Source organism: Klebsiella sp. PL-2018, from assembly GCF_019048985.1.
Classification (GTDB): domain Bacteria; phylum Pseudomonadota; class Gammaproteobacteria; order Enterobacterales; family Enterobacteriaceae; genus Klebsiella; species Klebsiella michiganensis.
Genome location: NZ_CP077677.1, coordinates 1 through 12,806 on the forward strand (window position 1 = coordinate 1; position 12,806 = coordinate 12,806).

The 12,806-nt window shown below is 51.0% G+C and carries 9 protein-coding genes and 6 pseudogenes; 10 read left to right on the forward strand and 5 right to left on the reverse strand.

What is annotated here, in order from left to right:
- The first annotated feature begins 15 nt into the window (after nt 1-15).
- A complete protein-coding gene (locus tag MKleb_RS30260) occupies nt 16-384 on the forward strand; it encodes a colicin-like bacteriocin tRNase domain-containing protein (RefSeq protein WP_324110171.1) in 369 nt (122 codons plus the stop codon).
- Nucleotides 385-498: 114 nt separating this feature from the next.
- Here the strand turns inward: MKleb_RS30260 and MKleb_RS29470 are convergent.
- From MKleb_RS29470 to MKleb_RS29480, 3 pseudogenes are all read right to left on the reverse strand, one after another.
- Nucleotides 499-701, reverse strand: a pseudogene (locus MKleb_RS29470) (IS110 family transposase); the annotation flags it as partial.
- Between the two features lie 47 nt (nt 702-748).
- Nucleotides 749-1,577: pseudogene (locus tag MKleb_RS29475) on the reverse strand (universal stress protein).
- Between the two features lie 18 nt (nt 1,578-1,595).
- A pseudogene (locus MKleb_RS29480) lies at nt 1,596-3,073 on the reverse strand (SulP family inorganic anion transporter).
- Between the two features lie 336 nt (nt 3,074-3,409).
- Here MKleb_RS29480 and MKleb_RS29485 point away from each other — a divergent pair.
- Nucleotides 3,410-3,574 (forward strand): annotated as a pseudogene (locus MKleb_RS29485) (IS3 family transposase); the annotation flags it as partial.
- Between the two features lie 16 nt (nt 3,575-3,590).
- Here MKleb_RS29485 and MKleb_RS29490 read toward each other — a convergent pair.
- A pseudogene (locus tag MKleb_RS29490) lies at nt 3,591-4,086 on the reverse strand (NAD(P)H-dependent oxidoreductase); the annotation flags it as partial.
- An 80-nt stretch (nt 4,087-4,166) separates the two neighbouring features.
- Between MKleb_RS29490 and MKleb_RS29495 the strand changes: the two are divergent.
- The gene (locus MKleb_RS29495; RefSeq protein WP_217076995.1) at nt 4,167-5,381 is read left to right on the forward strand and encodes an IS91 family transposase; all 1,215 of its coding nucleotides are present in this window, start codon (nt 4,167-4,169) and stop codon (nt 5,379-5,381) included.
- 150 nt (nt 5,382-5,531) lie between these two features.
- On the opposite strand, the pseudogene MKleb_RS29500 reads toward MKleb_RS29495, so the two are convergent.
- Nucleotides 5,532-6,235, reverse strand: a pseudogene (locus tag MKleb_RS29500) (transcriptional regulator); the annotation flags it as partial.
- 697 nt (nt 6,236-6,932) lie between these two features.
- On the opposite strand from MKleb_RS29500, the gene ccdA reads away from it, so the two are divergent.
- The 7 genes from ccdA to MKleb_RS29535 all read left to right on the forward strand — a co-directional run bounded on the left by ccdA (nt 6,933) and on the right by MKleb_RS29535 (nt 12,658).
- Nucleotides 6,933-7,151 carry a type II toxin-antitoxin system antitoxin CcdA gene (ccdA, locus tag MKleb_RS29505; RefSeq protein WP_032934863.1) on the forward strand — a complete coding sequence of 73 codons (219 nt, stop codon included), beginning with the start codon at nt 6,933-6,935 and terminating at the stop codon, nt 7,149-7,151.
- Between the two features lies 1 nt (nt 7,152).
- Nucleotides 7,153-7,458 carry a type II toxin-antitoxin system toxin CcdB gene (ccdB, locus tag MKleb_RS29510; RefSeq protein ID WP_217077203.1) on the forward strand — a complete coding sequence of 102 codons (306 nt, stop codon included), beginning with the start codon at nt 7,153-7,155 and terminating at the stop codon, nt 7,456-7,458.
- A gap of 162 nt (nt 7,459-7,620) precedes the next feature.
- On the forward strand, nt 7,621-7,782 hold the full coding sequence (locus tag MKleb_RS29515) for a hypothetical protein (RefSeq protein ID WP_187326103.1): 162 nt from the start codon (nt 7,621-7,623) through the stop codon (nt 7,780-7,782).
- Nucleotides 7,775-8,569 (forward strand): site-specific integrase, encoded by a 795-nt coding sequence (locus MKleb_RS29520; protein WP_217077205.1) that lies wholly within the window; start codon nt 7,775-7,777, stop codon nt 8,567-8,569. Before MKleb_RS29515 ends, MKleb_RS29520 begins: the two co-directional genes overlap by 8 nt.
- A 500-nt stretch (nt 8,570-9,069) precedes the next feature.
- Nucleotides 9,070-9,825, forward strand: a complete 756-nt coding sequence (gene repE, locus MKleb_RS29525; protein ID WP_217077206.1) for a replication initiation protein RepE — start codon at nt 9,070-9,072, stop codon at nt 9,823-9,825.
- A 689-nt stretch (nt 9,826-10,514) separates the two neighbouring features.
- Nucleotides 10,515-11,681 carry a plasmid-partitioning protein SopA gene (gene sopA / locus MKleb_RS29530; protein ID WP_217077207.1) on the forward strand — a complete coding sequence of 389 codons (1,167 nt, stop codon included), beginning with the start codon at nt 10,515-10,517 and terminating at the stop codon, nt 11,679-11,681.
- Entirely contained in the window at nt 11,681-12,658 is a 978-nt protein-coding gene (locus tag MKleb_RS29535; protein WP_217077208.1) for a ParB/RepB/Spo0J family plasmid partition protein, read from the forward strand. The genes sopA and MKleb_RS29535 overlap by 1 nt, the downstream gene beginning before the upstream one ends.
- Nucleotides 12,659-12,806 lie beyond the last annotated feature (148 nt).

The window sequence follows — 12,806 nt, forward strand, 5'->3', positions numbered from 1 at the left end:
ATTAATGACTCCAAGTTGTTTCCCAAGAATTTTGTTCCAAACGCCAGAGGAATCATTAGCGGACAGGGGGTTTATGGTCCAGCCGGCTATACCTCCTCCGCCAGAAATGACGATGTCATTGTGAGATTCCCGGCAGGGAGTGGAGCCAGCCCGCTGTATATATCCTCTGTAGAGGTATTAAATCCTGAGTCTCTACATCAGCGTCAACTGGCTGAAACAGATATCAGGAACAGAATAGATGCGGTGGGCAAAGCCGAGGAAAACCGTAAATACCTGTTTGGCAAAGCAGGTATTCAGGAGACGCCAGCGTTCACTACGGAAATGGTGAAATCCGCCAGCGCCCTGCTGGCGGCACCGGCGGCGATGATGATTTCCTGCAGTTAAACTCCCCACCACGATATCGTCTGTTTTTTATCAGCTTCCGTTTTTCGCTCATAGTGTATTGCGCTCACTTACTGGCGTGAGCGTTGTCCTGGTTTTAATGCCAGCCTGGTACAGTCAGGTTGACAGTACTTGTTTCAGGCCTTCTTCATTAAAACGGTTCCGGTCTTCAGTACGCCATAACACCAGTGCACCAGTTTCCGCATCAGCGCACCAATGGCCACCATTTTAGGTTTACTCCGCAGCGACATCTCATCGTTAATTTTACGCATTCGCTTATTGTAGATTTTTCCGCACAGGGCGGACATGTAAAGCTTCGCTATCCCACTTCATGAAGTAGGGCGAGGGTACCCGCCCTTTTTCATTGCTAACGGAGGATCAGAAGCGGTTTGTTGCATCTTTTGCAGCATTTCAGAGGTATGACTACCGATAAAGAACTGCCGCAACCTGGAATGACCGTAGGCCCCCATCACTATCAGATCGACAGCATTTTCACCGGCGTAACGAATAAGCGCATCCCCGACTGATTGCCCGGTAAGATGTGTTGTGCTGTTTTCTATATCCGCGTCACATAAAATTTTCTGTGCGGTCAGCAGCTCTTCCTTCTTACCGTTTACCATGACAAGGTGACATTCCAGCCCCCTGAGTAAGGGACTCATCGTCAGACGTTCCAGGTTTCTCCTGCTTTCTTCACTGCCATCATAAGCCAACATAACTCTGGAAGGCGCTGAGTAGTTCTCCGGAACAACCAGCAGGGGTTTCTTTTGCAGACGAATAACGCTTTCCAGATGAGAGCCTACCGGATGCTGGCTGCCCTGACGCCCCAGCACCATGAGACGAAGGTCGCTCAGCTCTGCCAGAACTTCATCCGGTGTACCGTGTTTTTGCATCAAAAGCACATCCGGGCTTCCCTGTTTTTGAAGCAGTTCAGCACAACTTTCCAGTATTGCTTTCCCCTGGGCCATCAGCAGGCGATTACGTTGCCCTTCGATTTCTACCAGCTCATCGGTCAGCAATTGCTGACTGTCTATGCCTAGAGTGCCGGTCAGGTCTGACACTACCGGGGTGCTGTCTTTTTCGATAACGTGCAACAGTGCGAGCTGTGATTGCAAAGTGCGGGCTGCCCACGCCGCATATTCACACACTGACCGCGTTGAAAGTGAACCGTCCACACAGGCTGTAACAGTATTATTCATAGTTTTCCCTCCGGTCTGTTAATGACCGCCCATCAGTTTTTCGACTTCTTCAGGTTTATCGTGAACACCAAACCGGTCAACGATGGTGCTGGTGGCTTCATTCATCCCACGTATCTCCCCCCAGTGCCCTCTCTTCGGAACTTAATGACCACCTTATCCAGGGCGCTGACGGACGTGATGTCCCAGAAATGGGCATGTGAAACATCTATCACCACATTCTCAATCGCTTCACGGAAATCAAAGTGGCTGGTAAAGCGGTCTGCTGATGCAAAGAATACCTGGCCGGTGACGGTATACGCCCGGCTGGTCCCCTCCAGACCTGAGGTTACACGCATGAACCGGGATACTTTAGTGGCAAAGTTGAGCGAAGCAATCAGTACGCCGGTCAGCACGCCGAAGGCCAGATTATGTGTTGCCACCACAACCGCGACAGTGGCAAGCATGACCACGCTGGTTGAAAGGGGGTGTGTCCGCAGGTTGGCAATGGAGCGCCAGGAGAATGTCCCGATGGAAACCATAATCATCACCGCAACCAGCGCTGCCATCGGGATTTGGGAGACCCAGTCGCGCAGGAACACAATCAGGCAAGCAGCACCACGCCCGCCGTGAGGGTTGAAAGCCGTCCGCGGCCACCGGATTTTACGTTGATAACGGATTGTCCTATCATCGCGCAGCCTGCCATTCCTCCGATGAAGGATGTGCAGATGTTTGCTATGCCCTGAGCTTTGCACTCCCTGTTTTTGTCGCCTGGCGTGTCGGTCATGTCATCCACAATAGTGGCGGTCATCATCGACTCAAGCAGCCCCACCACGGCAAGCCCCGCAGAATATGGCAGTATGATGAGCAGCGTCTGGAGATTTTAAGGGCACGTCCGGGAGCAGGAAGACCGGCAGACTGTCGGGAAGTTTCCCCATATCCCCGACGGTTCGTACATCCAGATGCAGCCACATGGTAATGCCGGTCAGCACCACGATGCACACAAGCGGTGAAGGAATGGTTTTGTTGATATAAGGGAAGATATAGATGATCCCCAGCCCTGCCGCAGTCATGGCATAAACATGCCAGGTCACGTTGGTTAATTCGGGCAACTGCGCCATAAAAATCAGTATTGCCAGCGCATTAACGAATCCCGTGACCACTGAGCGTGAAACAAAACGCATTAGTCCATCGAGCTTCAGGTAACCGGCTATCAGCTGGAATACCCCGGTCAGTATGGAAGCGGCCAGTAAATACTGTAAACCATAATCTTTCACCAGCGTCACCATAAGCAGCGCCATTGCACCGGTGGATGAAGAAATCATCGCCGGACGTCCGCCAAAGAAGGCCATAACGAGAGGAATACAGAACGCCGAGTAGAGGCCCACCTGGGGGTCTACACCGGCAATAATGGAAAAGGCGATCGCTTCTGGAATGAGTGCGAGCGCGACAACAATACCGGCCAGAACGTCACCACGGACGTTACCCAGCCAGTCCTTACGCGTCGAGGACAGTAACATATTAATTTCTCAGTTTTTAGATACAGTCAGCCCTGGAGGGCAGCATTTTTACGTACGATAAAGCACATCCGCAGACGGGATGATATTGAGTGCGTTCTGAGGCTCGCTCAGTACAACGGAGGAAAGAAAACTCAGGGTGGCGTAATACGCATAGCGTTTGTCAGCTTCTCCAAAGCGAGAGTGGATGTATTGCCGGGTCTGATGCCCGGGATAAATGAGAGGCATAGAGTTTGAGCCAGGACCAAACCAAAGCCGCTCAATACTATAAACAAATTACAGGCACGGTCAAATCTGGGGTTCAGTACATATGCCCTCCCCTACAAATGATACACATAGTTCGCCGGTAAACCGGTGGGCTGGGCTATGTCGACGTCGCCGGACTCAGCACTCACGGTCAAAGCGTTGCAGATGGCCTGGCCGCTTCGGGGTAAGCCAACAGGAGTGTTGCTCCACAGCGTCCAGGGCAGTCACTATACCAGTCGCCAGTATAAGAGCCGCCTTCTGTGAAGGCAGATTTCTACTTTGTCAGGCGTTCAATCAGCTGGCGCTGGTATTCAGGCAACTGGCTGGTTCTCACCCCCTGAAAAACAAGTGGCGGGAGCCATGTCATGCCCGCATGTAATGCACTGGCTTCCATGGGTGTGAAAATATCGGCAAGCTCAGTACCTGTTCTGCCATTTTTTCCGTATGTTGAGTCGTCACCGGCAGCAGTAGTAACAATAAGCATTTCCTTACCCTTCCATAAATCCGGGCCAACGCTACCCCATGTGTCATTCATATACGCTTTCATCATTGGGGTGATATTGAACCAGTGAGTGGGAAAGATAAACACTATCCTGTCATTCTGGCGTGTGACACGCCTCTCCTCATCACCGTTTATCTTGCGCGTATCGAAACCATAGAGCGTTTCAAGGTTACGAACCAGTGACTCCATCTACGCTCTCAGCCGCCTGCTGTAGCCCTTTAATCATAACGGACCGCTCCGGATACGGATGAGAAACGATTAGAACAGTAGCGCCCTTACAGGGCGAGCGTCACCGCTTCGCGATTCCGATGGTTTGCAGGTACAGAGTCCCGTTTTATACTCTGCGGCATGTACATTCCGCGCCCCGCAAAGTTGCTCTTCACCGTCGATGACGCCTGGAACAGGTTCCTCGCCAGGTTCGGGGGCCGCGTCACGCCCTGGACACGACTTTGCGTTGAGCGCATGCTCGCCTGCGGCACCACAGCGATGGGCGTGAAGCGCTACTGCTGCTCATCTCCTGACTGCACACACTCCCGCTTCTTCTGCCAGACCTGCAAGTCAAAGGCATGCAGCGCCTGCGGGCATAAAGCCACGGAGCAGTGGATTACAGAGCAACAGCATATTCTGCCCGACTGTGACTGGCAGCACATCACCTTCACCATGCCCCACCTTCTGTGGCCCTTCTTCAATAACAACTGGCCTCTGCTCAATGCCCTGTTCCGTGCTGCCACCCGGGCCATGCTACGCTGGGCCCGCAAACAGGGCGTGGAGATCGGTATCTTCTGCGCCCTGCATACGTACGGCCGCCAGCTCAACCAGCATCCACACATACACCTCTCCGTCACCCGCGGTGGCCCCGACGTTAAACACGGTGTCTGGCGCGATATCTTCTTTAAGAAGCACGCCGTGGAGGTCATCTGGCGCGGGGCGGTCACCCGCCTGCTGCGCCACAGTTATGACCTGATTAACCCCGGCAGCCTGCCGGGGCTGGATCATATTCGGAACAAAAAACAGTGGGGCCGTTATCTGGAAGCGCAGTACGGGCGCTGCTGGAAGGTCCACTTCGCAAAGAAGACCCGGGGTGCATGGCGTAGCGTCAAATATCTGGGCCGGTATCTGAAGCGACCGCCGGTGTCGGCGGCAAAGCTCAGGCACTACAGCGGCGGGGCCGTGGCACATCATTACCTCGACCACCGTACGCAGCAGTACCGGCAGCAGACGCTGACGCAGGAAGAGATGATTGACCGTTATATCAGTCATATCCCGGCGAAGCACTTTAAGATGGTGCGCTACTACGGCTTTTTGTCCAGCAGGAAACGGGGCGAGCTGCTGCCAAAGGTGTATGAAGCCCTGGAGATGGAGGCACGGAAAAAACCGGAGAAACCGGGATTCGCCGCGCTGATGAAGGAATTTCTGCGCACAGACCCGTACAAATGCATTCTGTGCGGTAACCGGCTGCGCTTTGTCAGCGCAGAAGCGGGCAGGCACGCTTCGGTGTTAGTGGCCGAAAGGCTGCATAATATCGACCGTAAACGATGGCTTCAGGGACAGGCAGCAGGATAAGTGCGCCTGAAAAAATGGCTTTCAGGTCAAAAAAGAATCGAAAGCGGTATTCTGTTAACATAAGAGTCACAACCACGCGCCGTCAGTGCGCTGCCGGTGACGACATTCATGGCCAGGAATTTTTTGAAACGATGATTCAATCTCCTAACCATCAAGGCGCAGGGTGCCGGCTTCAATGGTTTGCGTGACGGCCGGGATCACCGGGCGCAGATCCTGCGCCAGCGCTGTCGCTTTTGGTCCGGTCCAGTCCAGCCCGCGCAGAACCAACGGGAAAACGGCTTTCAGCCGCGGCAGGGTAAAGATTTCCGCCAGCACGGCGTCCGGCACGTCTGCCAGTCTTTCCAGCGGGCGCAGCAGATGTTCGGCATACATCTGATCCACCACGGGGCGCAGCGCCACTAGGAAAGCGTCGAATTCTACCGTCCAGTTCTCCCCCGCCAGGCGAAAGATCCCCTTCAGGTAGTGTCCGTCCACCGGACGGTCGTTCTCAGCCTGCCAGGTCAGCAGATCCTGGGTGATGTCCATCAGGGTGCGCAGGGCCGGGAGCGTGGCCACCCTGTTCCGGCCGCACAGAAAGGCTTCCCGGGCATGAACCAGGATGAAGCGCAGTTCATCCCGGGAGACGGCCGCGGTGCCTAAGGTCTGGCCGAGAATGATATGCCGGTACAGTTGTCGGACTGCGGCCTCCGGATCGGCGGTCAGCTGAAAATACCCGTCGTCGGGCGCAACCGTTTTCAGACCGTCATCGAGGAAGCGTTCGGCCAGGCGTTGACCGAAGTATTTTCGCGAACGGCGCGCACTTTCAGCGCCTCGATCAATCTTTTGTGAAAACGCAGGTTAAGCTGACTGAGCATCATCATTCCTTTAGTATTTGTTTTGCTCAAGATGCTAACTTAGCATTCAATGTTTTTGTCATTAATTTACTGAGTTTGTATCTTTAATTTGTGATACATCCTTTATTACTGAAAGTGATGTAGGTATTGCTAAACCTGCACCGTTCTCTTCTTATTTCTCATCAGATCCGAAAAAAGGTAGTCCCGGATCTTCTTCAGCCCTACCGGCGTGCAGAGGCCCGGTAACACAAGATGTAGCGGTGTCATCATCTGATCATGACGCTATATGCTGTGTCTCTCCCCTGCTCCGTGACCGCCCGCTCACCACCGTGAAACGCCGATTTGATTATTCCCTGACCGTGGTACACTTCCGGAAACTTCACTGAAAGTGAAAAGTCGGATCTGACCGGAACGACCGTCCGGTAATTCAGTTCCGTTTTTATAATCTGAGTTGTAATTACATAAGGTTAATATCACATTATGTAAAATATGAATGTATAACTATTGGCTGGTTAACAATATGCGTTTTGCGGAATGTAACCCTGCATCACTGAAATGCACATCATAATACATATAAAAAGCATGCATATTGCAGCAGCTTACAGTTAACTCCTTCACTGTAAGCCGGTTAACAGTATTCACAATGCAGGGCAGATTTTTGCGGCCGGGGAATGTATACTTTACCTCATACCTGAAGTATGTAAAAAAGAGGTGCATCATGAAGCAACGAATTACCGTGACAGTGGACAGCGACAGCTATCAGCTGCTCAAGGCATACGACGTGAATATCTCCGGTCTGGTCAGTACGACCATGCAGAACGAAGCCCGACGTCTGCGCGCCGAACGCTGGCAGGAAGAAAACCGTGAAGGGATGGCTGAGGTGGCCAGCTTTATCGAGGCTAACGGATCGTTTGCTGACGAAAACAGGGACTGGTGATATGCAGTTTAAGGTCTACGCCTATAAAAGAGAGAGCCGCTACCGTCTGTTCGTCGACGTGCAGAGTGACATTATTGACACCCCGGGACGCCGGATGGTGATCCCGCTGATCAGCGCCCACCTGCTGTCCGATAAAGTCTCACGTGAGCTTTACCCGGTGGTGAATGCCGGCGACGAAAGTTACCGCATGATGACCACCGATATGGCCAGTGTGCCGGTTTCGGTTATCGGCGAGGAAATGGCCGACCTCAGTCACCGGGAGAATGATATTAAAAATGCCATCAACCTGATGTTCTGGGGGGTCTGAGGTACCTATCATTGTGTGGGTGCACAGGCTTTCTCCGTGTTATCCCTTTTCTCAGGAACAGCAATGCAATTGCTGATGATGGCAACGGAAACCTGGAATTGTGACTGATTCTGTCAGTTTTCCGGTTCTGAAATAACTGACCCTATGAAAGGAATAGAGTCTATGCCTGTAAATATCGTGTCTACTGTCATCGACGGAATTGTTTTGTTTGTGACTTCGCCAGCTTTCTGGCTGGGTTGTGTCGGACTTCTGCTTATTATGTTAGTAGTGGTACCGAGCAGCCCATTCCGTACAATGAAAAAAGATACCAAAGAAAATGAATAACCTGGTTCCAGCTGGCTCTTCGATGTCTCCCGGAACAGTGCTCCCGGTAGCCATTGATTATCCCGCAGCGCTGGCATTGCGTCAGATGGCCATCGTTCACGACGAACTGCCGAGATATCTGCTGGCGCCGGAAGTGAGCGCCCTGCTCCACTATGTGCCCGATCTGCACCGTAAGATGCTGCTGGCCACCCTCTGGAACACGGGCGCCCGCATTAACGAGGCGCTGGCGCTAACCAGGGGGGATTTTTCGCTGGCGGCACCGTATCCGTTCGTGCAGCTGGCCACGCTCAAGCAGCGCACCGAGAAAGCGGCCAGAACGGCAGGTCGAGCGCCGGCCGGTAGTCAGGCTCATCGCCTGGTTCCGCTTTCTGACACCCAGTACGTCAGCCAGCTGCAGATGATGGTGGCCACGCTGAAAATACCGCTGGAAAGACGCAACAAGCGGACCGGCCGAACCGAGAAGGCCCGCATCTGGGAGATCACCGATCGGACCGTGCGCACCTGGCTTGCTGAGGCGGTCGAAGCCGCGGCCGCCGACGGTGTGACATTCTCAGTACCGGTGACGCCGCACACGTTTAGGCACAGTTACGCCATGCATATGTTGTATGCCGGTATACCGCTGAAGGTGCTGCAGAGTCTCATGGGACACAAGTCGATAAGTTCGACGGAAGTCTATACGAAAGTGTTTGCGCTCGATGTAGCGGCACGCCACCGCGTTCAGTTTGCGATGCCGGAAGCTGAAGCCGTCGCGCTGATAAAAAAGCTTATCCCAGGTCAATCTGCATAGGTAACTATGGGAACCCCCCCCAGGTTAAGAGGCTGCTATTTCCGGGAGGATGCTAAATTCCGGCCGTGGATATGATTGAGCAAGCAGTGCTCGCCGCAGTTGAACGACAGGGCGAAGCCCGCGAGTGAGCGAGGAAGCACCAGGGAACAGTACTCATATATTCTGCTTACGCTCGATGTCTTAAGGGAGCCCCCGAATTTATCCACTTATCCACTGGTACATTTTTATAAACATTTTTAAAACAGTTGTTAGGTTTACTTTTTTAGAAGGGCTTACAGCCCTTTATCCATGCGGCTTTCAGAGGTGTAGCTGTGACAAACTGCCCTTTCAGTGTGACAAATCACCCTCAAATGACCACTTTATCTGTGACAAATTGCCCTCAACTCTGTGACAAATTGCCCTCGGGCGATGCGGCTTTTCACAAAGTTATCCCTGCCTGTTGACTCTTTTTTATTTAATGTGACAATCTAAAAACCTGTCACACTTCACATGGATCTGTCATGGTGGAAATACCGGTTATAAATCACAAAAAACGTAAAAATAGCCCGCGTATTGTCCAGTCAAACGAGCTGACTGAGGCGGCATACAGTCTCTCCCGGGATCAAAAACGTATGTTGTATCTGTTCGTTGACCAGATCAGAAAATCCGACGGTACTCTGCAGGAACATGATGGTATCTGCGAAATTCATGTTGCTAAATATGCTGAAACTTTCGGACTGACCTCCGCTGAGGCAAGTAAGGATATACGGCAGGCATTGAAGGGGTTTGCTGGTAAGGAAGTGGTTTTCTATCGGCCTGAAGAAGACGCCGGCGATGAAAAGGGATATGAATCTTTTCCCTGGTTTATCAAACGTGCGCACAGCCCATCCAGAGGGCTTTACAGCGTACATATCAACCCATACCTCATTCCGTTTTTCATTGGACTACAGAACCGTTTTACGCAGTTCAGACTCAGTGAAACAAAAGAGATCACCAATCCGTATGCCATGCGTTTATACGAATCCCTTTGCCAGTACCGTAAGCCGGATGGCTCAGGCGTCGTGTCCCTGAAAATCGACTGGATCATGGAGCGCTACCAACTACCTCAAAGTTACCAGCGTATGCCGGACTTCCGCCGTCGTTTCCTGCAGGCCAGCGTTGATGAAATCAACAGCAGGACCCCAATGCGCCTGTCGTACATAGAGAAAAAGAAGGGCCGTCAGACTACTCATATCGTATTTACCTTCCGGGATGTCACCTCCATGACGGGCGAATAACTCGAGGGTAATCTGTCACAGATTTGAGGGTGGTTAGTCACATTCTACCCGGCAGTCTGAGGGTGATTTGTCACAGTTTTGCTGTTCACCTCTGCCATTATTCGTCTTACTCGCTTTATTTTTTGCCGTAATTATTCGTTAAGCAGAATTTGAGGGCAATTTGTCACAGCTCCTGAGGGCTGTTTGTCACAGTTTAAAGAGTGCAAATTGTCACGTATGTCTGTGAACGCTGAGTGCTATTTGTCACAGTTGCACCCTTGCCCCCTACTTACGAAGCGGATTAACCGTATACCAGGTACTGCAGTTTGTTCGACTCATTAATGAGGGCAGATTGTCACAGTTAATTGCCCATTAATTGGCTGATATAGTAGGTGCGTCTGCTCGGATTGTTTCCCATAGCGGACACATCTTCCCACACTGAGCGTAAGTGCCACCTGCCTGAACGGTTCCTCTATGCTTCCTCGCCAGTTCGCTCGCTACGCTCGGTTACATGGCTGCGGCGAGCATTAGTCATTTTTATTGACTGCAGTATGCTTTTGCAGATTCACCTGCTTGAATTTAGCTACTGGATTGTTTGTTTTGTGAGCAACTTTGCATGTTTTTAATGGCTTTGCGTTTTTAGTGTTGCTTTGCATTAATTTCCAAGATTTAATAAAATACTGCAAAGTTATGATTAAAGGATGCTCAGTATGGGATTAATGGATACCTTGAACCAGTGCATTAGTGCTGGTCATGAAATGACTAAGGCAATAGCGATTGCTCAGTTTAATGATGACAGTCCGGAGGCACGCAAGATTACTCGCCGCTGGCGAATCGGTGAAGCAGCTGATTTGGTTGGTGTTTCATCGCAGGCCATCAGAGATGCAGAGAAAGCGGGCCGTCTCCCCCACCCTGATATGGAAACCCGTGGCAGAGTTGAGCAACGTGTTGGCTATACTATCGAACAGATCAACCACATGCGGGATGTGTTTGGAACTCGGCTGCGGCGTTCAGAAGACGCGTTCCCTCCGGTTATCGGTGTAGCGGCTCATAAAGGTGGCGTCTATAAAACCTCTGTCTCTGTTCATCTTGCTCAGGATCTTGCTCTTAAAGGTTTACGGGTTTTACTTGTTGAAGGCAATGATCCGCAGGGAACGGCATCGATGTATCACGGATGGGTTCCCGATCTCCATATTCATGCCGAAGATACATTACTCCCCTTCTATCTTGGGGAAACAGATGATGCCAGCTATGCGATAAAACCAACCTGCTGGCCAGGCCTTGATATCATTCCTTCCTGTCTGGCTCTACATCGAATTGAAACCGAACTGATGGGAAAATTTGACGAAGGTAAATTACCTGCCGATCCACACCTGATGCTTCGTCTGGCAATTGAAACGGTGGCGCATGACTATGACGTTATAGTTATCGATAGCGCTCCGAACCTGGGTATCGGTACGATTAATGTAGTATGTGCAGCCGATGTTCTCATTGTGCCGACTCCTGCAGAACTTTTCGATTACACTTCCGCCCTTCAGTTTTTCGATATGTTACGCGACCTGCTTAAGAACGTTGATCTTAAGGGGTTTGAACCGGATGTCCGCATTCTTTTGACAAAATACAGCAATAACAATGGATCACAATCTCCCTGGATGGAAGAGCAAATCAGAGATGCCTGGGGAAGTATGGTCCTGAAAAATGTTGTTCGGGAAACTGATGAAGTAGGCAAAGGCCAGATTCGTATGAGAACAGTTTTCGAACAGGCAATTGATCAGCGTTCTTCTACCGGTGCATGGCGAAATGCTTTATCTATCTGGGAGCCAGTCTGCAATGAGATCTTTGATCGCCTGATTAAACCTCGGTGGGAGATTCGATAATGAAACGTGCTCCGATCATTCCGAAACATACAGTAAATTCCCAGGCGGTAGAAAACGCTTCATCGCCCGCCCCTGCCCCAGCTGCTCCAATGGTTGATTCATTAATTGCGCGTGTTGGAGCTATGGCGCGTGGAAATTCTATCGCCCTGCCTGTATGCGGTCGGGAAGTTAAATTCACGCTGGAAGTAATCCCAGGAAACTCGGTAGAAAATACCTCCAGGGTCTGGTCAGGTAATGAGCGCGATCAGGAACTTCTCACGGAGGATGCACTTGATGACCTGATCCCCTCCTTTTTATTGGCTGGCCAGCAGACACCTGCATTTGGCCGCCGGATTTCTGACATCATAGAAATTGCAGACGGGAGTCGACGTCGAAAAGCAGCCATTCTTACATCTTGCGATTATCGTGTTCTTGTCGGTGACCTTGATGATGAACAAATGGCTGCGTTATCCCGGCTGGGAAACGATTATCGTCCAACGAGTGCTTATGAAAGAGGTCATCGTTACGCAAAACGTCTGGAGAATGAATTCGCGGGTAACATTTCAGCTCTTGCTGATGCGGAACATATTTCACGTAAAATCATTAGTCGTTGCATCAACACTGCCAGATTACCAAAATCTGTAGTTGCCCTCTTTTCTCATCCCGGTGAACTATCCGCACGGGCTGGTGAAGCTCTTTTAAAAGCCTTTACTGATAAAGAAGAACAGCTAAAAAATCGGGCGGAGGAACTGCACGAGCAAAAGAAAGCAGGTGTAATTTTTGAATCTGATGAGGTCATTACATTGTTGATGGCGGTTCTGAAAGAAAATTCTTTAAGCAGAGCTAATCTCAGTTCAAGACATCAGTTCGCGCCCGGTGCATCGGCTTTGTATAAAGGGGATAAAATCATACTGAATCTGGACAGAACTCGTTTACCTGCTGAGTATATTAAGAAAATTGAAGCGATACTCAAGGAGCTGGAAGCTCAGGAATCTTGATAAATCTGCCAGGACTTTGGGCTGGTAAATATTTTATGTAGCGGCCAGCTTTATCCAATTTCTCCTTCGATATTTCGATTTCCGGTGGGACCACGGTCCCACATACTCCTGTTATCGTCTGATAGTCACCTGGGACCACGGTCCCACG

Bases quoted from the DNA above. Each gene is read 5' to 3' on its own strand.
- MKleb_RS29515 (WP_187326103.1), top strand. From the start codon at position 7,621: ATGCCTGTAAATATCGTGTCTACTGTCATCGACGGAATTGTTTTGTTT.
- repE (WP_217077206.1), top strand. From the start codon at position 9,070: ATGGTGGAAATACCGGTTATAAATCACAAAAAACGTAAAAATAGCCCG.
- sopA (WP_217077207.1), top strand. From the start codon at position 10,515: ATGGGATTAATGGATACCTTGAACCAGTGCATTAGTGCTGGTCATGAA.
- MKleb_RS29535 (WP_217077208.1), top strand. From the start codon at position 11,681: ATGAAACGTGCTCCGATCATTCCGAAACATACAGTAAATTCCCAGGCG.
- ccdB (WP_217077203.1), top strand. From the start codon at position 7,153: ATGCAGTTTAAGGTCTACGCCTATAAAAGAGAGAGCCGCTACCGTCTG.
- MKleb_RS29495 (WP_217076995.1), top strand. From the start codon at position 4,167: ATGTACATTCCGCGCCCCGCAAAGTTGCTCTTCACCGTCGATGACGCC.
- ccdA (WP_032934863.1), top strand. From the start codon at position 6,933: ATGAAGCAACGAATTACCGTGACAGTGGACAGCGACAGCTATCAGCTG.
- MKleb_RS29520 (WP_217077205.1), top strand. From the start codon at position 7,775: ATGAATAACCTGGTTCCAGCTGGCTCTTCGATGTCTCCCGGAACAGTG.